18 protein-coding genes are annotated in these 23,886 nt (G+C 64.0%); 11 read left to right on the top strand and 7 right to left on the bottom strand.

Translation table 11 applies throughout. The annotated features are described in order from the left end of the window. Positions 1–74: 74 nt before the first annotated feature. Together ppk1 and BM144_RS05190 are read left to right on the top strand one after the other, a co-directional pair. Positions 75–2,240 (top strand): polyphosphate kinase 1, encoded by a 2,166-nt coding sequence (gene ppk1, locus BM144_RS05195; RefSeq protein WP_092950244.1) that lies wholly within the window; start codon positions 75–77, stop codon positions 2,238–2,240. Then, positions 2,237–2,701 (top strand): SixA phosphatase family protein, encoded by a 465-nt coding sequence (locus BM144_RS05190; protein ID WP_092950243.1) that lies wholly within the window; start codon positions 2,237–2,239, stop codon positions 2,699–2,701. The genes ppk1 and BM144_RS05190 overlap by 4 nt, the downstream gene beginning before the upstream one ends. A gap of 30 nt (positions 2,702–2,731) precedes the next feature. Here BM144_RS05190 and BM144_RS05185 read toward each other — a convergent pair whose 3' ends face one another. Both BM144_RS05185 and BM144_RS05180 read right to left on the bottom strand, forming a co-directional pair. Further along, on the bottom strand, positions 2,732–3,241 hold the full coding sequence (locus BM144_RS05185; protein WP_092950242.1) for a hypothetical protein: 510 nt from the start codon (positions 3,239–3,241) through the stop codon (positions 2,732–2,734). A 78-nt stretch (positions 3,242–3,319) separates the two neighbouring features. Further along, positions 3,320–4,798, bottom strand: coding sequence for a Ppx/GppA phosphatase family protein (locus BM144_RS05180; RefSeq protein WP_092950480.1), 1,479 nt, complete (start codon positions 4,796–4,798; stop codon positions 3,320–3,322). Positions 4,799–5,123: 325 nt separating this feature from the next. Between BM144_RS05180 and pstS the strand changes: the two genes are divergently transcribed. The 7 genes from pstS to phoR all read left to right on the top strand — a co-directional run bounded on the left by pstS (position 5,124) and on the right by phoR (position 12,012). Further along, the gene (gene pstS / locus BM144_RS05175) at positions 5,124–6,164 is read left to right on the top strand and encodes a phosphate ABC transporter substrate-binding protein PstS (RefSeq protein WP_092950241.1); all 1,041 of its coding nucleotides are present in this window, start codon (positions 5,124–5,126) and stop codon (positions 6,162–6,164) included. A 79-nt stretch (positions 6,165–6,243) separates the two neighbouring features. Continuing rightward, a complete protein-coding gene (pstC, locus tag BM144_RS05170; protein WP_245783560.1) occupies positions 6,244–7,257 on the top strand; it encodes a phosphate ABC transporter permease PstC in 1,014 nt (337 codons plus the stop codon). After that, on the top strand, positions 7,254–8,138 hold the full coding sequence (gene pstA, locus BM144_RS05165; protein ID WP_092950239.1) for a phosphate ABC transporter permease PstA: 885 nt from the start codon (positions 7,254–7,256) through the stop codon (positions 8,136–8,138). Before pstC ends, pstA begins: the two co-directional genes overlap by 4 nt. A gap of 33 nt (positions 8,139–8,171) precedes the next feature. Next, positions 8,172–8,954: a phosphate ABC transporter ATP-binding protein PstB gene (gene pstB, locus BM144_RS05160; protein ID WP_092950238.1), complete on the top strand. Its 783-nt coding sequence runs from the start codon at positions 8,172–8,174 to the stop codon at positions 8,952–8,954. 17 nt (positions 8,955–8,971) lie between these two features. Then, positions 8,972–9,673 (top strand): phosphate signaling complex protein PhoU, encoded by a 702-nt coding sequence (phoU, locus tag BM144_RS05155; protein WP_092950237.1) that lies wholly within the window; start codon positions 8,972–8,974, stop codon positions 9,671–9,673. A 14-nt stretch (positions 9,674–9,687) separates the two neighbouring features. After that, entirely contained in the window at positions 9,688–10,395 is a 708-nt protein-coding gene (phoB, locus tag BM144_RS05150) for a phosphate regulon transcriptional regulator PhoB (RefSeq protein WP_092950236.1), read from the top strand. 192 nt (positions 10,396–10,587) lie between these two features. Further along, positions 10,588–12,012 (top strand): phosphate regulon sensor histidine kinase PhoR, encoded by a 1,425-nt coding sequence (phoR, locus tag BM144_RS05145; protein WP_092950235.1) that lies wholly within the window; start codon positions 10,588–10,590, stop codon positions 12,010–12,012. Here phoR and BM144_RS05140 read toward each other — a convergent pair. From BM144_RS05140 to trxA, 5 genes are all read right to left on the bottom strand, one after another. Beyond that, a complete protein-coding gene (locus tag BM144_RS05140; RefSeq protein WP_092950234.1) occupies positions 11,951–13,312 on the bottom strand; it encodes an MATE family efflux transporter in 1,362 nt (453 codons plus the stop codon). The two genes, phoR and BM144_RS05140, sit on opposite strands and share 62 nt — an antisense overlap. Beyond that, entirely contained in the window at positions 13,312–15,063 is a 1,752-nt protein-coding gene (locus BM144_RS05135) for a hypothetical protein (protein ID WP_092950233.1), read from the bottom strand. The genes BM144_RS05140 and BM144_RS05135 overlap by 1 nt, the downstream gene beginning before the upstream one ends. 174 nt (positions 15,064–15,237) lie before the next feature. Further along, positions 15,238–15,504: a type B 50S ribosomal protein L31 gene (locus tag BM144_RS05130; protein ID WP_092950232.1), complete on the bottom strand. Its 267-nt coding sequence runs from the start codon at positions 15,502–15,504 to the stop codon at positions 15,238–15,240. Positions 15,505–15,774: 270 nt separating this feature from the next. Beyond that, positions 15,775–17,037 (bottom strand): transcription termination factor Rho, encoded by a 1,263-nt coding sequence (gene rho, locus BM144_RS05125; RefSeq protein ID WP_092950231.1) that lies wholly within the window; start codon positions 17,035–17,037, stop codon positions 15,775–15,777. Positions 17,038–17,304: 267 nt separating this feature from the next. Continuing rightward, complete coding sequence (trxA, locus tag BM144_RS05120; RefSeq protein ID WP_092950230.1) at positions 17,305–17,637, bottom strand: thioredoxin TrxA; 333 nt, start codon at positions 17,635–17,637, stop codon at positions 17,305–17,307. A gap of 115 nt (positions 17,638–17,752) precedes the next feature. On the opposite strand from trxA, the gene BM144_RS05115 reads away from it, so the two are divergent. Both BM144_RS05115 and BM144_RS05110 read left to right on the top strand, forming a co-directional pair. Further along, positions 17,753–20,380, top strand: a complete 2,628-nt coding sequence (locus BM144_RS05115; RefSeq protein WP_092950229.1) for a PD-(D/E)XK nuclease family protein — start codon at positions 17,753–17,755, stop codon at positions 20,378–20,380. Further along, positions 20,373–23,885 (top strand): UvrD-helicase domain-containing protein, encoded by a 3,513-nt coding sequence (locus BM144_RS05110; RefSeq protein ID WP_092950228.1) that lies wholly within the window; start codon positions 20,373–20,375, stop codon positions 23,883–23,885. The genes BM144_RS05115 and BM144_RS05110 overlap by 8 nt, the downstream gene beginning before the upstream one ends. The last annotated feature ends 1 nt before the right edge of the window (position 23,886 follow it).

Genomic DNA, 23,886 nt, shown 5'->3' with positions numbered 1-23,886 from the left:
CACCGGTGGCATGTCATGAAAATGTCATGGTTGAGCCCAATACTGAAACGCAATCCAGTACCCTTCCTTTGCCCATGCCTTCCTTGCCTTCATTCTCTGCAGAGCCTGTGCTGCCTGCAGATGCCCAGGATGTTCTGACATCCCCCGCTCCATCGGCTGAAGGCTCAGATACGACATTTCTCAATCGGGACCACAGCATCCTGGCGTTCAACGAACGCGTGTTCGATTGGGCTGCCCGCACCGATGTGCCGCTCCTGGAGCGCCTGCGCTACCTGTGCATCGTGTCATCCAACCTCGATGAGTTTTTCGAAGTGCGTGCTGCGCCGCACATCACGGCAGCGCAGAGCGGCGAAACGAAAGGGCCCTATACCGTGGCCTCCTTCGACGCGTTGTCCGCCAAGGCGCACGATCTGGTTGCGCGCCAATACGCCCTCTACAACGAATCCCTGATGCCGGCTTTTGCCGAGCAGGGCATCCATATCGTGTCCCATGGGGAGCGTTCCACCGAACAGCGCCACTGGGTACGTGACTACTACGAGCGCGAGGTGCGGCCGCTGCTGGTACCGGTGGGCCTGGATCCGGCCCACCCCTTTCCCCAGGTCGCAAACAAATCGCTGAATTTCATCGTGCGCCTCAAGGGCAATGACGCCTTCGGCCGTGAAAACGAAATTGCCATCGTCAAGGTTCCGCGCGTCCTGCCGAGATTCGTGCGCCTTCCCGTCAAGGTCGCCCCTCACGGTGCCCAGTTCGTCAGTCTGTCCAGCATTGTGCGGGCACACCTGAGCGAGCTGTTCCCGGGAAGGGATGTGACCGAGTTCTCTCAGTTCCGCGTCACGCGGCATTCCGATCTGGCGGTCGACGAGGACGATGTTCGCAACTTGAGAACTGCCCTGCGGCAAGGGCTGCAGCATCGCCATTACGGCCAGGCCGTGCGTCTGGAGGTCTCGGCCAGTTGCTCCCGATTCCTTTCGGACTTCCTGCAGTCGCAATTTGCGCTGCCTGCCGCTGCGCTGTTCCGCGTTCATGGTCCTGTGAATCTCGTCAGGCTCACGCAGCTGGTGGACCTGGTCAACGAGCCTGCACTGCTGTTTCCCCCTTGGCGCTCGACCTGGCCGAGGCAGGTGCTTCCCGGTGCACCGCTGCTGGAGCAGATTCGCCGCCACGACATCCTGGTACACCAGCCGTTCGAGAGTTTTGATTCCGTCATCCAGTTCCTGCGGGAGGCGGTGAACGATCCCCAGGTGCTGGCCATCAAGCAGACCATCTACCGCACCGGTGCCGACTCCGAGATGATGGAGTTGCTGCGCGAGGCTGTGCGGCGGGGTAAGGAAGTGATGGCCGTCGTCGAGCTCAAGGCCCGGTTCGACGAAGAAGCCAATATCAACTGGGCGGAAGCGCTGGAGTCCATCGGTGCGCAGGTGGTCTACGGCGTCGTCGGTCTCAAGACCCATGCCAAGATGCTGCTGGTCACGCGCCGCGAAGGGCAGCGTCTGCGCCGATACGGGCATCTCTCCACCGGCAATTACAACCCGCGCACCGCGCGCCTCTACACGGACCTCAGCTATTTCACGGCCGACTCGGATGTGACGGCGGACATGGATGCCGTGTTCAATCACTTGGCGAGCCAGAACAAGCTGCCCAAGCTCAAACGTCTGGTGATGGCACCATTCCATCTGCATAAGCAATTGCAGGACATGATCGAAGCCGTGGGCGAGGCCGCAGCGCGCGGCGAGGATGCACGCATCGTCGCCAAGATGAATTCTTTGACGGATGAGGCGCTGATGAATGCGCTCATCACGGCCGGGCGAAAAGGTGCGCGCATCGATCTCATCGTGCGGGGCGCATGCATGTTGCCCGCACTCCGCAAGGGTGCGACGGACAACATCCGGGTCCGGTCCATCATCGGCAGGTTTCTGGAGCACACCCGTGTGTTCTATTTCCGCGCGGGTGAGAAGGAAGACCTGTTGCTCTCCAGCGCCGACTGGATGAACCGCAACATGCTGCGGCGGGTGGAGTTGGCCTGGCCGGTGGATGACCCGGTCCTTCGGCAACGCATCATCGACGAATGTCTCGTGGCATATCTTCACGATGACAGGGATGCCTGGACCCTGCAGCCGGACGGAGCGTATGCACGTGCCCCACATCCCGTGTCCGGGCAAGGCGCTCAGCAGGCGCTCATGCGGCGCTACGGCCCCGTAGGTGCAGCCCACACCGCGGTCTCCGCTGCGGTGAGTGCATGATGGATTTGATTCTGTGGCGCCATGCCGAGGCAGAAGAGGCCCAGGAAGGCGTGGAGGATCTGCAGCGGCCCCTGACCCCGCGGGGCGAGAAGCAGGCTGCACGCATGGCGGCCTGGCTAGACCGCCAGTTGCCCGAAGGGTTGCGCGTGGTGGTCAGCCCTGCGGTCCGTACAGAGGCGACGGCGAAGGCGTTGGGGCGCAAGTACAAGCTGCGCGCCGAACTGCTGCCGGGCGGAACGGCGGCAGACCTGATGGAACTGGCGCAATGGCCGCACGGCCGGGGGGCCGTGTTGGTGGTGGGGCACCAGCCCACACTGGGCCAGACCGCAGCCGAGTTGCTCGGCCTGCGGGCGCCGGAATGCGCGATCCGCAAAGGATCGGTCTGGTGGCTGAGAAGGCGTGCACGCGCTGAATCGACTGAAACGATCCTGCTGGCAGTGCAGTCACCAGATTTCCTTTAGCCAAGCACCTCAGTGCCTGAAGGGACGGTGTCAGTCCTTCTTGGTGGTACGTGCCTTGGATACCTTGGCCGGTTTGCTCTCTGCTGCTTCGGCGGGCTCTGCCTTGGGGCGGCCTGTTTTGATGGAGGGAATGGCCTGCATGGCCTTGGTCAGTGCACTGTCGGAAAGGCCTGCGAGCAACACCAGGCCCGCGCGCAGCAATTCGCTTTTCTTGGCCGGCGTCCCTTGCTGGGTCAGTCGTTGTTTCAAGACTTCGATGGCGGCGTATTCCTCTTTCGGAATCGTGAAACTGTCCCTTACCAGCTTGGCCTTCTTGGGCTTCACTTCCTGCGGCAACGCAGGGGTTTTTGTGGGCTTGGTGGCAGCAGCCTTGGAAGCTCTTGCAGGCTTGGTGCCGGCCTTCTTGCCATCCGCAGGGGCCGGGCTGGCAGCGGTGCGCACCGCCTTGGGCTTGGAGCGCTTGGCTGCTGCAGGCGCCGCGGACGCTTCGGTCGCGGGAGAGGCGGGGGCAGAGGTCGAAGAGGAAAGACTGTCGGTCATATGGGCCATCATGGTTGAAACGGTATAAATAGTTTATACCGTTAATGATGAGCTGACAGCCCCTCCTGCGGTGATCGTTCAGGGCAGGTCGGCGCTGAATTCCCAAGGCGTTCGTTGCCATGCGGCACTTTCTTCGCGCAAAAGGTGCGCCGACTGCGGATAGGCTGTCGCCCAGCCTGCAGGAGCCTTGGCGGTGAACCGGTTGCCCTGGCGGGAAAGACCCACTCCTTCCATGTCCGGATCGCGGCGGGCGTGGCACAGCGCGACGGCCATGCGCAGGCAGGCCAACCGGAGCGCGGTGTCCGGGTTTTCCAGGCCGGCTTCCAGCTTGCGCACCTTGCCGCGGTGTCCGCGGACCAGCATGCCCAGGTGGTGCAGTTCCGGCACGGAGAAGCCGGCCGCATCCGTATGGTCAAGGATGTAGGCTCCATGGTGGTGGTAGTCGTCATGGGAGACGAGGCAACCGATTTCGTGCAGTTGGGCCGCCCAGGTCAGTTCCTTTTCTCCGGGCTCGCTGGTGCCGTGGCGGACTTGTGCGTGGAGCTGCGCAGCAGTGGTTGCCACACGTTCGGCATGGCCTGCATCGACCCGGAATCGCTCCATGAGACCGAGCACGGTCGTCGAGCGCAGATCGTTCTCGTGCAGTTCGCGATCCAGCAGGTCATAGAGCACGCCCTGGCGCAGTGCGCCCTGCGCGATGTGCATCTGCTGGATTTCCAGTAAGTCGAACACTGCCCGCAACACGCTGATGCCGCCACCGATGACGGCCCTGCGGTCTTCCTTGAGGCCTTCCAGGCGCACCTTGTCTGCAGAACGTGCCCGCAGCAGTTGCTCTTGCAGCCAATCCAGGCCTGCGCGCGTTATGAGCCCCGCCGGTCCACCTGCGGCGGCAAGAACGTCACCGACGGCACCTGCCGTACCGGAGGATCCATAGGCGATGTCCCAGGCCTGGGGGCGGTAGACATTCAGGGCCTCGTCCAGAACCGCTTTCGCAGCAATTTCCGCGGAACGAAAGGATTCCAGAGAAAAAACGCCGTCCGCGAAATATCGGCTGGACCACGCGACGCTGCCGACCCTGAAGGAAGCCACCGCGTCCGCAGAAAACCCATGCCCCAATATCAATTCGGTGGACCGCCCCCCGATATCCACCACCAGACGGCGCTCGTCCGATTGCGGAAGGAGGTGAGCGACACCCTGGTAGATGAGGCGCGCCTCTTCTGGGCCGGACACCACATCGATCGCGTGTCCCAGTATGGTGCTGCCGCGCTGGAGGAACACGTCACGATTTCTCGCCTCCCTCAGCGTCTGGGTCGCGACGGCTCGTACCCTCTCGGCGGGAAAACCTTTGAGACGCTCGGCAAAGCGAGCAAGACAGTCCCAGCCGCGCTGCATCGCGTCGGGGGTCAGGTTGCGCTCATCGTCCAGTCCGTTGCCCTGTCGGACGGTTTCCTTGAGGTATTCGACCCTTCGGATGAGACCGTGTTCGAAACGTCCGATCTCAAGGCGAAAACTGTTGGATCCGAGATCCACCGCGGCAAGCAATGTTCCGTCGTGCATGTTGTCGCGCGCTGCGCGCTGGTTTTTCAGGCGGCGCAGCATAGCACCTCGGTCACTGGTGCCGGCCCGCCAGTGGCTTGCAGGAAAACGTCCCTGCGGGCAGCCGGGAACCGAACCACCGGTTGCTGCAAGAACACTGCAAGGCACGGTGTCTTTGTTGTCCAGCGTAAGGCAAAAACGTGACGATTGCGTGACAGGCGATGGTGTTGCCGGAGCCGTTCTTCCTGGGGAAGGCGGACCATGACATGGGCTGTAAATGTCACAGTCATGTCATAAAGCGCTCCTACAGTCGCCCTCACTGATTTCTCAACCAAGAGGTTCCTTCATGAAACTGTCTGTGATTCGGATTCTGGTGTCGGGTGTGGTTTCGGCCGGCGCGTTTTCTGGCGCCTGGGCCCAGCAAGAGGCCACTGGCGCGGGTGCCAGTTTCCCCGCTCCCCTGTATTCCAAGTGGGCGGCCGATTACAACAAGGCAACCGGGGTCAAGATCAACTATCAGTCTGTCGGGTCGGGTGCAGGCTTGCGCCAGATCGAAGCAAAAACCGTGGATTTCGGCGCCTCCGATGCTCCGTTGAAGGATGACGAGCTTTCCAAGAAAGGCCTGGTCCAGTTCCCCACCGTGATCGGTGGCGTGGTGCCTGTGGTCAACATCAAGGGCATCGCTGCAGGCCAGATCAAGCTGAGCGGCCAGGTCCTCGGCGACATCTACCTCGGCAAGGTGACGAACTGGGCGGATCCCGCCATCAAGGCGCTGAACCCCGGCGTCAATCTGCCCGATGCCGTGATTGCACCGGTGCGCCGCGCGGACGGCTCGGGCACGAGCTTCATCTTCACCAACTACCTTTCCAAGGTGAACGCCGAGTGGAAGTCCAAAGTAGGCGAAGGCACGGCTGTCAATTGGCCCACCGGCGCGGGCGGCAAGGGCAATGAGGGGGTCGCCGCTTTCGTGGGCCGCCTGCCGAACTCCATCGGTTATGTGGAGTATGCGTATGTCAAGCAGAACAAGCTGACCTATGTGCAGCTTCAAAATGCGGACGGGGCATTCGTATCGCCGGATGACGACGCCTTCAAGGCCGCTGCCGCAGGTGCCGACTGGGCCAAGAGCTTCTATCAGATCCTGACCAATCAGGCCGGCAAGAACGCATGGCCGATCACCGGCGCCACGTTCATCCTGATGCACAAATCCCAGGACAAGCCGGTGCAGGCTGCCACCTCGCTCAAGTTCTTCGAATGGGCCTACAAGTCCGGCGACAAGACCGCCACGGACCTGGACTACGTGCCCATGCCCGATGCCGTGAAGTCGGTGATCATGAAGTCCTGGGACGAGATCAAGGACACTTCCGGTAAGGCGGTTTCGCTGAAGTAAGTTCGTACGGCCGGCCCCGCGGCTGTGCGGGACCGGCCGAAACTTCGACCAAGGAAGGCTGCACGCCGTGTCCAGTACCATGCCCGCTCGTCCTGCCCCGCCGCTGCAACGCGGCTCCGGCATTCCTAGAACCACGCCCCCCACCCGCGCGCCATTGCTCTCCGGAGCCGTGGCCGACCGCATTTTCGCGGGGCTTGCCCGTACGGCCGCCTTGCTGACACTGGCGCTGCTGCTGGGCATCCTGGCCTCCCTGGTCATCGGGGCATGGCCGTCCATCGAGAAGTACGGCGTGGCATTCCTCGGCCGCAGCGTCTGGGACCCTGTCCAGAACGACTACGGCGGCCTCGTGATGATCTATGGCACGCTGGCCACGTCGATCATCGCGTTGCTGATCGCAGTGCCTGTGAGCTTCGGCATCGCGTTGTTTCTCACGGAACTGTCCCCTGCCTGGCTGAAGCGGCCTCTCGGGACGGCCATCGAACTGCTCGCGGCCGTGCCTTCGATCGTGTACGGCATGTGGGGTCTGATGGTGTTCGGCCCGATCCTGGCCAAGTGGGTGCAGCAGCCGCTGCAATCCATGCTGTCGGGCGTACCCTACCTGGGGGCGCTCGTGTCGGGGCCACCCGTCGGGATCGGTCTGCTCTCGGCAGGCATCATCCTGGCCATCATGATCATTCCGTTCATCGCTGCGGTGATGCGCGATGTGTTTGAGGTCACACCACCGCTGCTCAAGGAGTCGGCTTACGGCTTGGGTTCCACCACCTGGGAAGTGGTCTGGAAGGTGGTCCTGCCTTATACGAAGACCGGTGTCCTGGGGGGTGTGATGCTCGGCCTGGGGCGTGCGCTCGGCGAGACCATGGCGGTCACCTTCGTCATCGGCAACATGAACCAGCTCAATTCCCTGTCGGTGTTCGAGGCGGCCAACAGCATCACTTCGGCACTGGCCAACGAGTTCGCGGAAGCCGGGGAAGGCCTCCATCAGGCTTCCCTCATCTACCTGGGCCTCGTGCTGTTCTTCATTACCTTCGTCGTGCTGGCACTCTCCAAGGTGCTGCTGTCCCGACTGCAGAAAAACGAAGGAGCCCGCTCGTGAGCACGTCCCAACACCTCATTTCGGCAGCCGAGCTGGCCCGGGTGCGCCAGGCGCGCTATGCCGGCCGCAAGCGCGTCAACACCATCGCTCTCAGCCTGTCTCTGGCCGCCATGGCGTTCGGCGTCTTCTGGCTGGTCTGGATCCTCTGGGAAACCGTCCGTCTGGGCGTGGGTGGATTGAGCGTGGCGCTCTTCACCCAGATGACCCCGCCGCCCAACGAGGTGGGCGGCATCTCGAACGCCATTTTCGGTTCGTTCGTGATGGTGATGATGGCCACCTTCGTGGGCACCCCCATCGGCATCATGGCCGGGGTGTACCTTGCGGAGTACGACCAGCGCGGCTGGCTCGCGTCGGCCACGCGCTTCGTGAACGACATCCTGCTGTCCGCGCCGAGCATCGTGATCGGCCTGTTCGTGTATGCCGTGGTGGTGGCGCGCTTCAAGAGCTTTTCCGGATACGCCGGCATTCTGGCGCTGGCGCTCATCGTGATCCCGGTGGTGATCCGCACGACCGAGAACATGCTCACGCTGGTTCCTGCCAGCCTGCGGGAAGCGGCCTATGCATTGGGAACGCCCAAGTGGAAGGTCATCATGCTGGTCACGCTGCGCGCTGCGCGTGCCGGGGTGATCACGGGGGTGCTGCTGGCTGTGGCGCGCATCGCCGGGGAAACGGCTCCGCTGCTCTTCACTGCGCTGAACAACCAGTTCTGGAATGCCGACCTGTCCAAGCCCATGGCCAGCCTGCCGGTCACCATTTTCAAGTTCGCGATGAGTCCTTATGAAAACTGGCAGCAATTGGCCTGGGCCGGTGTCTTCCTCATCACGATTGCCGTACTGGGACTGAATATCCTGGCCCGCGTGCTGACGCGCCAGAAGTCCTGAGACAACACTTCGACATAGATTGGTCCATTACCCATGTCCACGAAAACCGCCGACACCGCAGGCCCCGCGAAAATCACGGTCCGCGACCTGAATTTCTATTACGGCAAGTTCCACGCCCTCAAGGGCATCAACCTCGACATCCCCGAGAAGAAGGTCACGGCGTTCATCGGTCCGTCGGGCTGCGGAAAGTCCACGCTGCTGCGCACGTTCAACCGCATGTTCGAGCTCTACCCCGAGCAGCGCGCCGAAGGCCAGATCATGCTGGACGGCGAGAACCTGCTGACCAGCAAGCAGGACGTGGCGCTGATCCGCGCCAAGGTGGGCATGGTGTTCCAGAAGCCCACCCCGTTTCCGATGTCGATCTACGACAACATCGCCTTCGGTGTGAAGCTTTTCGAGAGCCTCAACGCGACCGACATGGACGATCGCGTCGAGTGGGCGCTGCGCAAGGCGGCACTGTGGAACGAAGTCAAGGACAAGCTGCACCAGAGCGGCTCGGGTCTCTCGGGCGGGCAGCAGCAGCGCCTGTGCATCGCACGCGGCATCGCCATCAAACCCGAGGTGCTGCTGCTGGACGAGCCGTGCTCCGCGCTGGACCCGATTTCCACGGCCAAGGTCGAGGAACTCATCGCCGAGCTCAAGAACGACTACACCGTGGTCATCGTCACGCACAACATGCAGCAGGCGGCGCGTTGCAGCGACTACACGGCCTACATGTACCTGGGCGACCTGATGGAGTTCGGAGAGACTGAACAGATGTTCTTCAAGCCCCAGCGCAAAGAGACCGAAGACTACATTACCGGCCGTTTCGGCTGAACGGACGAGGAGCCTGCATGCCCGACAAACATCTTTCTTCCCAGTTCGACAGCGAACTGAACAGCATCTCGGCCCGTGTGATGGAGCTGGGCGGGCTGGTCGAATCCCAGATCCGCCAGGCCGTGTATGCACTCTCCCAGTTCAGCGTGGAAGCGGCCGATCAGGTCGCCGCCACGGAACACCGCGTCAATGCGATGGAGGTCGAGATCGACCAGGAGCTGTCTTCCATCATCGCCCGCCGTCAGCCGACGGCGCGCGACCTGCGCCTGCTCATCGCGTTCTCGAAGGCGACCGCCAACCTGGAACGCATGGGCGACGAAGCCAACAAGATGGCGCGCATGGTCAAGTCCATCATCGAGAGCGGCGCCTCGCGCTCGTTGCCCACGAGCGACCTGCGCGTGGCGGCGGAGCTGGCTTCCGGGTTGCTCCGCAAGGCCCTCGATGCGTTCGCCAGGCTCGATACCAAAGCGGCCGTGGCGATCCTGAAGGAGGACGACCTGATCGACCGCGAGTTCGACGGCTTCGTGCGCAAACTCATCACCTACATGATGGAAGACCCCCGCACGATCTCCTCCAGCCTGGACCTGCTGTTCCTGGCCAAGGCCATCGAGCGCATCGGCGACCACTCCAAAAACGTGGCCGAACTCATCATCTACCTCGTCAAGGGCAAGGACGTACGCCACACCACCCTTGAACAGATCGAGTCGGCCGTGCTCTGAAAGGCCTTCCCCCCATGAAGAGACTTCCCCGCGTTCTCATCGTCGAAGACGAATCCGCGATCGCCGAGTTGATCGCGGTCAATCTACGGCACAACGGTTTTCAGCCGATCTGGTCGGAGGACGGCGAGTCTGCGCAACGCGAACTCGATGCAGTCCTGCCCGACGTCATCCTGCTCGATTGGATGCTGCCTGGGCAGAGCGGCCTGCAACTGGCGCGCAAATGGCGCGCCGATGCCCGCACGAAGCCGATCCCGATCCTCATGCTGACCGCGCGTGGCGATGAGCCGGACAAGGTGGCCGGGCTCGACGCAGGCGCCGACGACTACATCACCAAGCCGTTCTCCACGCAGGAACTGCTCGCGCGCATTCGCGCCGTTTTGCGTCGCCGTACGCCCGAGCAGGCGACCGACACGGTGTCGGTGTCCGATTTGTCCCTCGATGCCGGAACCTACCGCGTGACCTATCAGGGCCAGCAGCTCAAGGTCGGTCCCACCGAATTCAAATTGCTGCACCACCTCATGAAGCATCCCGAGCGCGTCCACAGCCGCGCGCAGTTGCTCGACAAGGTGTGGGGCGACCATGTCTTCATCGAAGAGCGCACGGTGGACGTGCATGTCAAACGGTTGCGCGAGGCGCTGGGCGTAGCGGGGGCCATGGTCGAGACCGTGCGTGGCGCCGGCTACCGGCTCACCGCCCAGCCCGCGGCACTCATGCGGGCCTGAGTTCTTTTCGTGGGACGCCAGTGCAGGGAAGGGCGCCCCAGGCTTATGCCGCTGGGTATCCTGGAATGTGGCCGCTCCTGCGTTCGTGCTCCGGCCTGTGCCGGGCGCTCGTTTTCTGAAAGAAGAGGCCGGAATGATTGCAGGTGCGCGGACGCATCCTGCCAAATCCTGACCGTGTCTCCACCGTAATCCATGGCTTGGCGTTTCTTTTTCTTCCTGTCTTTCCAGGCTGTGGGCCTGGGCCTTGGGTGGTGGTGGGCCGGTCCTTGGGGCGCCATGCTGGCAGCGGTCGGCGCATCGTGGGCCTGGTTCCTGTGGGATCTCTGGCGCGGGGCCCGCGTCGTGCGCTGGCTGCGGCATGGCGACCTGGCCAAGGCACCGTCGCTCAACGGGCTGTGGGGCGAGGTGGCAGACCGCGCGCGGCGCCTGCTGCGCCAGAGCCAGTCGGACATCGAGGCCAGCGATGCGCGCCTGCAGGAAATCCTTGCGGCCCTGCAGGCCACGCCCAATGGCGTGGTGCTGCTCGATGCCGAAGGACACATCGAATGGTGCAATCAGATCGCTGCCTCGCAATTCGGGCTGGACGCTGTGCGTGACCTGGGCCAATCGATCGGCAATCTGCTGCGGGACCCTGAATTCAGCGCGTATTACGCAGCGCAGAATTTCTCCGGAGACGTCGTCCTGCAGGGGCGCGAGAGCACGCCATCGCGCCCTGTGCGCATCTCGGTGCATCTGCATCCGTACGGAGACGGCCGCACGCTGCTGCTGTCCAGGGATGTCACGGCGCTGGAGCAGGCGGAAGCCATGCGCCGCGATTTCGTCGCCAACGTGTCCCACGAGATCCGCACGCCGCTGACCGTGCTGATGGGATTCGTCGAGACGCTGCAGACGCTGCCTTTGTCCGCCGAGGAGCGTTCCCGATACCTCGGCATGATGTCCCAGCAGGCTGCGCGGATGCAGAGCGTCGTGCAGGATCTGTTGACGCTGTCGCGCCTGGAGGGAAGCCCGCCTCCCGGCCTGACCGAATGGACGCCCGTGGAGTCGCTGCTGCGCCGTTGCGAAGACGAGGCGCGCGGGCTTTCGGCGCTGCTCACGCGCAGCCAGACATCCGGCCACACGCTGGAGTTCCCTGCAGTGGAGGAACTGCGCAGGGCAGGGCAGTTGGCCGGCGTTCACGTGGAACTGCAGAGTGCGCTTTCCAACCTGATCGGCAATGCCGTGCGCTACACCCCTGCGGGGGGCTCCATCAGAGTCGAGTGGGTCGCGCTGGAGGACGGCGGGGCCCGTTTCTCGGTGCGCGACACCGGCCCGGGCATCGAGGCGGTGCATATTCCTCGGCTGACCGAGCGCTTCTATCGCGTAGACCGCAGCCGTTCGCGCGAAACCGGCGGAACGGGCTTGGGCCTGGCGATCGTCAAGCACGTCGTCCAGCGCCACTCGGCTGTACTGGCCATCTCCAGTACCGTGGGCAAGGGCTCGGTTTTCTCGGTCACCTTCCCGGCCCACCGGGTTCAGCGGAGCCCGCATGTGCACGGCGCAGCGCTTGCGGTGTCGGTCAAGGCGCCGGTGCCAGCCGGTCCTGCGCCTTCTTCAGCGCAACCGTCAACATCACCGTGAAGACCGCGGCGGTCAACACCAGGGCTGCCGCCCCGCCGATCCAGAAGGCTGCCGGAGACTCCATGGGCGGCTGGTTGCCCAGGCCCCGGTATGCGAGCGCGTAGCCCGCCGGAAGCCCGATCCCCCACAGCAGCAAGCCGTAGGTGACGAGCGGTGCGATCGTGACGCGGTAGCACCTCAATACGAAGGCGCAGAACGTCTGGAGCGCGTCGGCGACGTGGTACGGGGCCACCCAGGCCAGCAGGCCGTAGGCGAGCGGCACGACTTCCGCGGAAGTCGTGTACAGAGACACCAAAGGGCTGCGTGCTATCAAAAGAATAGCTGAAAACCCAATGGATACGGCGGCACCAAGCTTGAAACCCATCCAGGCGACCCTGCGTGCCCGCTCTTCGTCCGTCTTGCCGCGCCAATAGCTCACACGCGCGCTGGTGGCGATGGCCAGCGACAGGGGGACCATGTAGAGCACGGCCGTGAGGTTGGAGGCGATCTGGTGTGCTGCCGCGGCCACGGCGCCTTGCCGCGCGATGAACAGCGCCATCAGCGTGAAGGACGTCACCTCCACCATCACCGCGAGCCCCGCCGGAACGCCCAGGCGTGCGAAGCGCGCGATCTGCGGCAGGTCCGGCCGTTCCAGGCGCCGCCACAAGCCGAGCGGCCGGTACAGGGGCGACGAGCGGACCAGCCACAGCCCGATGCCCAGCAGGACGTAGTTCACCGCCAAGGTCGCCCAGGCGCATCCCACGGCCCCCTGCGCAGGAAGGCCGGCGATCCCGAAGGTGAACCCGATGGACAGCGGCACTTTGAGCAGCAGGGAGCCGAGTTGCAGCCATGTCACGAGCTGGGGACGCCCCAGCGCCTGGTTGAGCGTCGTGTAGAGGCGGAAGGCCAATGCCGGGGGGAGCGCAGCCGCCAGCACGCTCAGGTAGCGCTCGACTTCCGAGCGCAATTCGGGCGGGACATCGGTCCACCGCAAAATCGCTCCCGGCGACAGCAGCACCGCCATGCCCAGGATGCTTGCGAACGCGCACAGGTAGAGGGCCTGCCGGACCGTGCGCCCGATTTCAGTGGTGTGGCCGGCGCCGCGTTGTTCCGCCCAGACCGGAAGGAGTGCCTGCAAAACCCCCATGAGCGCGACATAGACGCTCACATAAATAGCCGAGCCGATCGAGAGCGCTGCCAACGACGACGGGGCGTGGCGGCCCGCCACGATGGTGTCGGTCACGCCGAACGCCATCACCGCCAACTGGCCCGCCAGTACGGTGACTGCGTGCCGGACGACGTGCGCGCGTTCGGAAGGCATCAAGGCTTGGCGGTGCCGGCAGGCGTACGGTGCATCACCAAAAGCTGGTCGTTCTTGTCGGTGGGGCGGGGCAGGATGGCGACTTGCCGCCAACCTTCGGCGCTTGCGGCCAACTGCAGGACCGAGGGCTGCGCAGCCAGGTCCGCCACCAGCCATTCGCAGGCGCTGGCCTGCACCTGGTCTGGCCGCGAAACCGTGTGCAGCGTCCAGCCGCCGTGGTATTGCAGCCCGGCCAACTGGGCCCGGCTCAATCCATGGACCAGCAGGCATCCCGGCGCGGGTCCGAGAACGCGCGAGAGGTTCTCGACCTGCGGACGGTAGCTGCGCCCATAGTCCAGCAGCGGCAGCCACAGCGTCATGAGCAGAAGCCAACCGAGGGCCGCTCCGCTGGCTGGCAGGACCAGGCTCTTCCATATTTCATTGCGGTTGCGGGACGCCCTCCACCAGACGAGGGCGCACCACGCGGCGGTGGCAGCGAGGGCCAGGGTGAATGCGACGGTAGAGAACTGCGGTGTGAATCCAGGCGCCAGCCGCGCGACATTGGAAGCCGGCTTTGCCGGTACGCCGGTCTGCAGTGAGATCCAGATTACCCAGATGGTGATGGCCGAAGCACTGAAGAACAGCAGGGTGAACCAATCGATCAGCGAAGCGATGGCCCGCCGCAGGGTGGGGAGTGCGAAAGCTGCCAGGGTGGCAAGCGCGGGCAGGCCGAGCAGCAGCGCACGGTCGGCAGGCTGGGTCGTCAGAGTCGCTGCCAGGGTGACGAGAACGAACCACAGGGGCACGAGCAGATGGCGATGCAGGGTCTTGCTGACGATCTGCCGCCGCCAGCGCCAGAGCGTCCAGAGCGCCAGCGGCCATGCCGGCCAGGCGAACCAGATGAGAAGGCGCACGAGGCTCTGCCATTCCTTGGCTTCGCCTTCCGAGGCCAGGCGCCAGCGCCAGAGGTCCAGCGCAACCGCCAAGCCGGCGGCCAGCACCGTAAGGCCGGCCAGCACCAGCGCCCATATCCAGCCGGGGTGTTGGGGAGCCTGGGGGGATTCGAAGCGGTCGGGCTCGCAGGCCGTGCAGGCCACCAGCAAGGCGCTGCCGCCACCGAGCAGCACGGCGATCGTCGGGGCACCGCTCAGTACCAGGCCGAAAAGCCCGAAAGCTGCTGCCAGGACGGAAGCGATACGCCGGTGCGGCAGGCTGGCCGCCGCAAAAAACACCAGGGCCGTACACGCCAACTGGGTGAGGTAGCTCGTGATTTCGTGGGACAGCTGTGCGAGCCCGAGGCAGGCGAGCAGTGCCAGCAGCGCTCCGTCCGCCATGGCACGCGCGTAATCGGAGGGCAATGCTTCGCCGCCGAAAGCGAAAGCGACGGGTTGAGCCCCTGGACTGCGCGCGAGGTGGTACATCCCCCACCAGGTGGCTGCGAGCGTGATGGCCAGCAGCGCAATGAAGGGCAACCGGGCTGCCGTCTCCACAGAAATCCACGGCGGCGCAGCCAGAACGGCCAGCGCGCCCAGCCAATACGGCAGCAATCCATCGGTGTCCGGAGCCATGCCTGCCAGGGAGGGTGACATCCAGGCGGTGGTGCCGCGGGCCAGCTCAATCATGTAGCCGAAGGCGGTGACGTCCGCGTTCTTCCACGGCGCGCGTGCCACGAATCCAGGGACGACATAGGCGATGCACAGCAATAGCAACGCCCAGCGCGGCAATGGCCGCACGGCGCCCTGGGTCACGATGGCGGGGTTCGGAGGATTCACGCGTTCAGTGCCGAAAAAATCGACTGAGAATAAAGCGAAAACGCAGGCGGTAATGATCGGGTGGGTAGGCCCACAAGAAAGAAAGGCAGCGCGGTGGAACCGGGCTGCCTTTCTGGAGTGGACGGTGCGGGAGCGGGGCCCACGAACCGTCCATGGTCCGGCGAGGAAAGTGGATTACTTCGCTGCCGTTGCCGTCGTCTTGCCGAAGCGGTTGCGGAAGCGCTCGACGCGGCCGCCCATGTTGTCCACCGACTTCTGCGTGCCGGTGTAGAAGGGATGCGATTCGCTGGAGGTGTCCAGCTTGAAGAGCGGCAGTTCGCGGCCGTCGTCGGTCTTGCCGGTTTCCTTGGTGTTCACGCAGGAACGGGTGACGAACTTGAAGCCGTTGGACAGATCCACGAAGAGAACTTCGCGGTAGTTGGGGTGAATGCCTTCTTTCATGGCATGGTCCTTTCTATGGGCTGCTGCGGGAGCCACGCCGCACCCATTGCGACGCACTTTCCGCGGAAAAAGCCCACCATTATCGCACATCCCCTGAGCGAGCCGAGTTGTGGAGGCGAGGCGGTGGCACTTGCACTTTGTTCCGGCCTGTTTCCTGGCACCTGGGATTGCAGGCCCCGCACGGGGGGCGCAGGCAACAAAAAAGCCCCATTGCATTGCCGCGCTGGGGCTTCTTGGGGGGGCCATCGAGGTGGCCGCTGGGGAGGGGGCTTATCCGCCCCGGCGCATCATGTCGAAGAAGTCGACGTTGGTCTTGGTGGCCTTCATGTTCTTGATCATCAGCTCCATGCTTTCGATCTCGTCCATGTTGTAGAGGAACTGCCGCAGGATGCGGGTCTTCTGCAAGATCTCTGGAGGGAGCAGCAATTCTTCGCGGCGCGTGCCGCTTTTGTTGAGTTCGATGGCCGGGAACACGCGCTTTTCATAGAGGCGGCGGTTCAGGTGGATTTCGCTGTTGCCGGTGCCCTTGAACTCTTCGAAGATCACTTCGTCCATGCGGCTACCCGTGTCCACCAGCGCTGTGGCGATGATGGTGAGCGAACCGCCTTCTTCGACTTTGCGGGCAGCGCCGAAGAATCGCTTGGGGCGCTGCAGCGCGTTGGAATCCACGCCGCCGGAGAGTACCTTGCCTGAAGACGGAACGACGTTGTTGTAGGCGCGGGCAAGGCGCGTGATCGAATCGAGCAGGATCACCACATCCTTCTTCAGTTCAACCAGGCGCTTGGCGCGTTCGATCACCATTTCCGCCACGTGCACATGGCGCGCAGCGGGTTCATCGAAGGTGGAAGCAATGATCTCTCCCTTGACGGTGCGCTGCATCTCGGTGACTTCCTCGGGACGTTCGTCCACGAGCAGCACCATCAGATGCACATCAGGGTTGTTGGCCGTGATGGCGTGCGCAATGTGCTGCATCATCATCGTCTTGCCGCTCTTCGGCGGCGCAACGATCAGCGCGCGCTGTCCGCGGCCGATGGGAGCGATGATGTCGATGATGCGGCCGGTGATGTTCTCTTCGCCCTTCATGTCGCGTTCAAGCTTCATCTGTTCCTTGGGGAACAGGGGGGTCAGGTTTTCGAACATGACCTTGTGCTTGTTCTGCTCCGGAGGGCCTCCGTTCACGGCGTCCAGCTTGGTCAGCGCGAAATACCGCTCGCCGTCCTTGGGCGTGCGCACTTCCCCTTCGATCATGTCGCCGGTGTGAAGATTGAAGCGACGCACCTGGCTGGGCGAGATGTAGATGTCGTCGGTGCTCGCGGTGTAGCTCGTATCCGGGCTGCGCAGGAAACCGAATCCGTCCGGAAGGATCTCGAGCACACCATCGGCAAAAACCTGCTCACCGGCTTTGGCGCGCTTCTTGATGATGGCGAACATCAGCTCCTGCTTGCGCATGCGACCGGTGTTCTCGATCTCCAGCTCTTCGGCCTGCTTGAGCACTTCGGACACATGCAGTGCCTTGAGTTCGTTTAAATGCATGGGGGTGACTCCGGAACGGAGTGAATATGAATTCAGGGGGAGACCGCGTGCCGCGTGGGCTGCCCGAGGCGTGCCTTGGCGGGTCTTGAGGATCTGCGACCGGCCGCCGATGCTGGGCTGGCCCGGTGATCAGCGCGGATTATGACAGGAAAAGTGCCCGCTCATCAGGGCTTCGCGAGTGTCTCTCGATGGAGGCACGGAGAGGTAAACAAACGGTGCCAGAAGCTCGCGGAGGCTTCGGCACCGATGAGAAATAAAGATAAGCGGTCAGGCGAGTTGCTGGTCGATGAAGGCCGTCAATTGGGCCTTGCTCATCGCGCCGACCTTGGTGGCCGCCAATTGTCCATTCTTGAACAGCATCAGCGTCGGGATACCGCGGATTCCAAATTTGGCTGGCACTTCGCGGTTTTCGTCCACGTTCATCTTGGCCACTGTGAGTTTGCCCTGGTAGGCGCCTGCCACTTCATCCAGGATGGGGGCAATCATCTTGCACGGGCCGCACCATTCGGCCCAGTAATCCACCAGCACCGTACTGCCGGGTTGGAGCACGTCGGATTCGAAGCTGGCATCGGAGATATGTTTGATCAGTTCGCTGGCCATGGCGCTTTCCTTGTGGATGCGAAGAAAGTGAAGTGTTGTGGGGTGCGGATAAAGTCGTGGGATTGTGACAGAAAGACATTTCCCGCTTGGCGCCGTGGGCGGCGACTCCACTGCTATGACAGTCATAGCGAATTCCGATGCGCTGGACGCGGTATGGGAGTCGTCCATTCAACGTATTCATGGCCTGGTCCAGGGGCTGCGCATACCCGCTGGCATGCTGGTCGTGCTGGTCCCCTATGCCCAACTCATGGGCGAAGCCCAGCGGCGATGGGCGCGTGCCTTTCCAGACGGACTCTCTCCACGCTTCGAAACCACGCGCAATTGGGCTGCTCGCATGGCCCCTTTCGTGCCGGAAGGAGATGACCTGGCGCTGGACGCTGCACGGGATACGCTCACGGCGCGTTCACTGCTCGACCGCGCGGGCCTGGGCGATCAGCGGGAGGTGCTGGCAGGTCCTTTGCTGGAGGCTGCCTGCCAACTGGCGCCGGTGGTGGCCTCCGTTCCGCCTCCAGATCGTGCGTCGTGGGTCGCGGACGCACGCGAATTTCTCCTTCCTGCAGGGGATGGCGCCGTGTTGCGTTATGAGGCGGCCGTCGCGCGCATCGCGCTGGAATGGGTGGCTACAACGCGGCATGCCACAGATGTGCTTTTCAGCGCGCACGTGCGGGCCATGACTCCTGCATTGGTGATCCTCGACGGATTTCAACCAGACCCGCTGGCGCATGCCCTGTGCGCGCAGTGGCCTGCGGACCATGCCTGTGTCTTGCCGCTGTGGCGCGAACAGGGGCCGGGAGTGACCGAGGCGGTGCGGTCGCCTGAGATCGCATTCCACACAGCCGCAGACTCGGAAGACGAAGCGCAGCGCGCCACTGCCTGCGTTTTGCGGCACATCAATCAAGGCCAGGTGCCCGTCGCGCTGGCGGCGATCGACCGTGCCCTAACGCGCCGCATCAGTGCCCTGCTGGTAGGGCAGGGCGTGACGGTGCATGACGAAAACGGGTGGACGCTGTCGACGACACGGGCCGGCGCCCATGTCATGGTGGCGCTGCGAGCATGTGAGTGGCATGCCTCGGGCGACGAAATGCTCGACTGGCTGAAGCATGCGCCGGCCGCAGATCCTGAGACCCTCAGGCTGCTGGAGCGTTGGCTGCGCAGCTCGGGCAACGGAGGATGGCTTGCGGCCGTGCTGGCTGCAAGCGAGGAGAACGCGGCTGTACCGGATTCTTCCGAGACCGACAAAACAGGCAGTGGTGCGACCTTCTGGCATGCGCTGGTTCGCCAGGCCGAAGGCTGGAGGGAGTCCATGCAGGCGGGCCGCGATCTTTCGGGATGGTTGGTGGCTTTGCGGTCCTTGCTGCAGTCCACGCAACAGTGGGATCGTCTGCAGTTGGATGATGCAGGCCTGCGCATCGTGGCTGAACTGCGGCTGGATGCCGTGCACCAGCAGGAATGGGAAGGATTGGATCGTTCGGGTCGCCCGCTCACGCTCACGGAGTTTGCGCAGTGGGTGGACGAGGTGCTCGAGGCGGGCCGGTTCCGCCCGGATCTGGACGGCGAGGGGGCTCCCCAGATCGTGGTCGTGCCACTGCAGCAGATGCTGGCGAGGCCTTTCGCGGCGCTGGTTGCAGCCGGCTGTGACGAAAAGCGATTGCAGGCAGCGCCGGAGCCTTCAGGGGCGTGGACAAATGCCCAACGTGTGGGCCTTGGCTTGCCGGTGCGCGAGGCGCTGGAGAGAGCGCAGCGCGCCGCATGGGCGCATGCCCTTTCCGTGCCGAAAGCCGATGTGCTCTGGCGTATGGGAGACGATGGTGGCGAGCCGCTGCTGGCCAGTCCCTTGGTGCTCGGGCTGCAAGCGGCAGGTGTCGGCTCGGACGCTTCCGATCCGCGGGAGGTGCGTGAGGTGCCGGTGGAGCCGGTACGGATGCCGCGCCCTGCGGGTGACGCATTGCCTTTGATGCGGCTTTCGTCATCGGCGTATTCAGACCTCCGCCACTGTCCCTACCGGTTTTTTGCTCTGCGCCTCTTGGGACTGCAGGAGTCGGACGAACTGGGCACCGATGTGGATAAGCGCGACTTCGGGAATTGGCTCCACGCAGTGCTGCAGCATTTCCACGAAACGTTGGGCAACATGCCGGTGGACAACGTGGACGGCCGGCGGGTGCTGCTCGATGCGGCAGCACAGGCCGCTACGCGTGCCTACCGCCTCTCGCCAGCGGAATTCCTGCCGTTTTCCGCGGGTTGGCCGGCACTGCGTGAAGGTTACTTGCATTGGTTGACGGAGCATGAAGCCCGGGGGGGGCGTTTTTTGGACGCCGAGAGGCGCTGCGTGCAACCGTTGGGTCCTGTGCAGCTCATCGGTACGCTGGACCGCGTGGATGCGGTGCCATCGGACGTGCCTGGAGAACCGCCAGCGAGGGTGGTCATCGACTACAAGACCGAGAACGAGGCCGTCACGCGGCGGCGCATTTCAGCTGGAACGGAGGACTCGCAACTGGCCTTTTATGCTGCGCTGCTCGGTGACGACACCCTGCGGGCGATGTATGTCAACGTGGGTGAGCGCGGCGAGACTCGCAGCTTCGAGCAGCCGGACATCGTGTCGCTGCGCGATCAGCTTGTCGAAGGCATCCTGCACGACTTCGAGCGCATCGCACAGGGCGCGGAGATGCCCGCGCTCGGCGAAGGGGCCGTGTGCGACTACTGTGCCGCACGGGGGCTGTGCCGAAAGGACTTCTGGCATGAATGAGCCGCTGCATGCCCCATCAGCCGCCTATGAACACAATGGCCGCTCGGTCAGCCGCGAAGCGTTCTACGCCATCGCCTGCGACCCGGATCGCAGTGTGGCCGTGGAGGCTTGCGCAGGGGCGGGTAAGACCTGGATGCTGGTGTCACGGATCCTGCGCGCTTTGCTGAATGGCAGCGAGCCTCACGAGATCCTCGCGATCACCTTCACCAAGAAAGCCGCAGGCGAGATGCGGCAACGGTTGCAGGAGTGGCTCGGAGATTTTTCCCGCCGACCGTTGCAGGCCTTGAGAAAAGAGCTCGCGGCACGAGGCATTGCGGACGCTTCGGATGCGGAGTGCGCACGCTTGCAGGGACTGTTTCTCCATCTGCTCGGTGCCGGCCGCCCCGTGCAGATACGCACTTTCCACAGCTGGTTCGCTGCCCTGCTGGGAACGGCCCCCATCGCGGTGCTGCAGTCGCGCGGCCTGCCCGTGCATTACGAGCTGCTCCAAGACGATGCCGAGGCCGTCCGCCAGGTCTGGCCGCTCTTCTTGCGGAAGGTCATCGCGGAGGAGGGCCTGCATGCGGACTACACGCTATCGGTAGCGCGGCACGGCCGTTCCCAGACGCGTAAAGCGTTGGAATCGGCATTGGCCAAGCGTGTGGAGTTCGAACTGGCGGAAGCCGGCGGCGTGGTGGATGCCTCCGTGCCCCCATTCCAGGTGCGGTGGCCGGAGCTGTCTGCACTGGAGCATCCCGCACAGGCATTGGCCGGCGAAGCTTGCCGTGCACGCTGGCTCGGTTGGGCTGCCGCGTTGGGAGCGGAGTCCAACAAGACCCCTCAGAAAGCCGCGGCCGCTGTCGTCGCTGCGTTCTTCGATACGGAGGATCTCGAAGCACGGTTGGACGCATTGCGACGTGCCCTGTTCGTTGGGAAGGAGGATCGGCTCACCCGGAATCTGGAGAAATTCGCAGCCGCACAGGAGGCCGAGCGGGAGTTGCAGCCACTGTGCCTGGCGCGGCAGCAGCATGAAGCATGGCTGCACCAGCAGCGAATGGCGCGGCTCACCCGGGCGCTGGTCGCTGCTTTTGCCGCACTCAAGCGCGAACGGGGCTGGGTGGACATGAACGATGTCGAACGCACTGCGCTCGTGATGCTCTCCGATCCGGTGCTCAGCGGCTGGGTGCAGGAGCGCCTGGATGCGCGCGTGCGCCATCTGCTCATCGATGAGTTCCAGGACACGAATCCGTTGCAGTGGCAAGCCCTGCATGCCTGGCTGGCGGGCTACGTCGGCAGCGGTGGAGGGGCCCGGCCCCCCAGCGTATTCATCGTGGGCGATCCCAAGCAGAGCATTTACCGCTTCCGCCGTGCCGAGCCGCAGGTGTTTCGCGCGGCGCAGGCTTTCGTGCGGCAGGGTCTGATGGGTGATCTCCTGGCCTGCGATCACACGCGCCGCAATGCCGTGGATGTGATCGCCGCAGTGAATACCGTCATGGGGACGGCGCAGGCACAGGGCGAGTACGCAGGATTTCGCAACCATACGACGGAATCGGGTGACGCCGGAGGCCTGGTGCGCCTGCCACCTGTCTTCGACGAAGACAATGGCGAAGCGCCGGCTTCGCAACCCCTTCCCGACCCGATGGCATGGCGCGACAGCCTGGAGCAGCCGCGCCACGAAGCGGAAGAAACCCTGCGCATGCGCGAATGCCAACAGGCCGCCCGCTGGGTCGCGGAGCGAATGGCGAGCGGCACACCGCCGCGCGAAATCATGGTGCTTGCGCGCAAGCGGGACCGCCTGACGGCGATGCAGGACGCTCTGCGGGACTTGCACATTCCTTGCGTTCAGCCGGAGAAATCCGAACTGTGCGAAGCACCGGAGGTCCAGGACGTCGTGGCCTTGCTGGATGCATTGCTGTCTCCCGGTCATGACCTGTCGATGGCGCGGGCACTGCGTTCGCCGCTGTTTGGCCTGGAAGACAGCTTGCTGGTGCGCATTGCTGCAGCCCGTCGACAGGCCGCGCAAAACGCCACCAATGACCACGAGAGCCGGTTGCCGAGTTGGTTTGATCTGCTATCGAAAGATGGGCTGTTGGACGAAGAAATCCCGCAGCTGTCGGCCGATTTGAATCTGTACCGTGGATGGGTGGAGCAATGGCCGCCGCACGATGCCCTTCACGCGATCTATCAGCACCGGGATGTCCTCGCACGGTACGCTGCAGCTGCGCCTGCACCGTTGCGTCCCGGCATGCTGGCGAATCTCCGCGCGTTGCTGTCGGCAGCACTGCAGCAGGACGGCGGCCGCTACCTCACTCCCTACGCTTTCGTGCGGGCCTTGAAGCGTCCCGGCCATGGCGCTCCAGGTCGGGTCGATGTGCAGGCTGTGCGGTTGCTGACCATTCATGGCGCGAAAGGCCTGGAGGCGGATGCGGTGCTGCTGCTGGACACCGACAGCCGCGGGCAAAAAGCCGAAACCATGGGGGTGCTGGTGGATTGGCCAGGCGAAAGCCCGGAGCCGCGGCGTTTCATTTTCCTGGCGAGCGAATCGTCACCGCCTCCGAGTGCCGTGGATACGCTGGCCGCAGAGCAGGCGGAACGCTTGCGGGAGGAACTCAATACCCTCTACGTGGCGATGACCCGTGCACGCCACTGCCTGGCGCTGTCCTGTGTGCGTTTCACCCAGTCGGCACCGGGCAGTTGGTGGAACCGGGTGGCTCCTCTGGCTTCTGATGCGGACGGCCCCGGGCCTGCAACTCCTGCAGGCATGGAAAGCGCTCCGGGCACCGCGCAGCTTCCCGAATTGCCGGGATGGGGGGCGACACCCGTGTTGCCGGACGCTCACCTGACGGTTGCGGATGCGTCCAGGCCCTTGTCGAACCAGGGGGCGGAGGCATCTCCAGCGAAGACACGCAACGCCTCCAGTCTGGTCGCGCGCCAGGGTGAGGCCATGCACCAGTTGCTGGAACAGGCTGGCTTTTCCGAGAACGCTGCGGTGTCGCAGGGTTTGCATTGGTCATCCGCGCGCCTCCTGCAGCTCGCGAGGGATTTCGAGCTGCCGGCAGAACAAGCCGAACGTGCCGCCGCGATGGCCGGCCACATTCTCGAAGGCGAGGGCGCCTGGGCATGGGACCGTTCCCGCATCGATCTCGCAATGGACGAAGCCCCCATCGTCCATATGGGGCAAACCTTGCGCATCGACCGTTTGGTGCGGTGCCGTGCCCACCCTGGCCATGCGCCCGAATGGTGGGTGCTCGACTACAAGAGCGCCGCCGATCCCGAGCGCCAGCCGGAACTGGTTGCGCAATTGCGCCGCTATCGGACGGCCATGCTGGCCCAGGTCCAGGGGAGCCCGGTTCGCGCCGCTTTCCTGACAGGCGATGGGCGCATGGTCGAGGTGGACTCCGCCCGAGAAAATACCGATGCCGGATTGGTGCCGCCTGCCGAGCCCTTACCATCGCCCACCCCGGCTCCACCAGCCCCGGCGCCGATTCCTGCAGACGGGCCCGCGCAAGGCTCGCTCTTCGACTGAG

Origin of the sequence: Paracidovorax konjaci (genome assembly GCF_900112675.1) — a bacterium.
Lineage (GTDB): Bacteria > Pseudomonadota > Gammaproteobacteria > Burkholderiales > Burkholderiaceae_C > Paracidovorax > Paracidovorax konjaci.
Note: the sequence above shows the minus strand (reverse complement) of the source record. Positions and strands in the feature narration are given on the sequence as shown.

Excerpts from the sequence above, each read along its gene's own strand:
- trxA (WP_092950230.1), bottom strand. The coding sequence starts at position 17,637 with ATGGCCAGCGAACTGATCAAACATATCTCCGATGCCAGCTTCGAATCC.
- phoR (WP_092950235.1), top strand. The coding sequence starts at position 10,588 with ATGGCTTGGCGTTTCTTTTTCTTCCTGTCTTTCCAGGCTGTGGGCCTG.
- BM144_RS05180 (WP_092950480.1), bottom strand. The coding sequence starts at position 4,798 with ATGCACGACGGAACATTGCTTGCCGCGGTGGATCTCGGATCCAACAGT.
- BM144_RS05140 (WP_092950234.1), bottom strand. The coding sequence starts at position 13,312 with ATGCCTTCCGAACGCGCGCACGTCGTCCGGCACGCAGTCACCGTACTG.
- ppk1 (WP_092950244.1), top strand. The coding sequence starts at position 75 with ATGCCTTCCTTGCCTTCATTCTCTGCAGAGCCTGTGCTGCCTGCAGAT.
- rho (WP_092950231.1), bottom strand. The coding sequence starts at position 17,037 with ATGCATTTAAACGAACTCAAGGCACTGCATGTGTCCGAAGTGCTCAAG.
- BM144_RS05190 (WP_092950243.1), top strand. The coding sequence starts at position 2,237 with ATGATGGATTTGATTCTGTGGCGCCATGCCGAGGCAGAAGAGGCCCAG.
- phoU (WP_092950237.1), top strand. The coding sequence starts at position 8,972 with ATGCCCGACAAACATCTTTCTTCCCAGTTCGACAGCGAACTGAACAGC.
- pstS (WP_092950241.1), top strand. The coding sequence starts at position 5,124 with ATGAAACTGTCTGTGATTCGGATTCTGGTGTCGGGTGTGGTTTCGGCC.
- phoB (WP_092950236.1), top strand. The coding sequence starts at position 9,688 with ATGAAGAGACTTCCCCGCGTTCTCATCGTCGAAGACGAATCCGCGATC.
- pstC (WP_245783560.1), top strand. The coding sequence starts at position 6,244 with ATGCCCGCTCGTCCTGCCCCGCCGCTGCAACGCGGCTCCGGCATTCCT.
- pstB (WP_092950238.1), top strand. The coding sequence starts at position 8,172 with ATGTCCACGAAAACCGCCGACACCGCAGGCCCCGCGAAAATCACGGTC.
- BM144_RS05115 (WP_092950229.1), top strand. The coding sequence starts at position 17,753 with ATGACAGTCATAGCGAATTCCGATGCGCTGGACGCGGTATGGGAGTCG.
- BM144_RS05185 (WP_092950242.1), bottom strand. The coding sequence starts at position 3,241 with ATGACCGACAGTCTTTCCTCTTCGACCTCTGCCCCCGCCTCTCCCGCG.
- BM144_RS05110 (WP_092950228.1), top strand. The coding sequence starts at position 20,373 with ATGAATGAGCCGCTGCATGCCCCATCAGCCGCCTATGAACACAATGGC.
- BM144_RS05130 (WP_092950232.1), bottom strand. The coding sequence starts at position 15,504 with ATGAAAGAAGGCATTCACCCCAACTACCGCGAAGTTCTCTTCGTGGAT.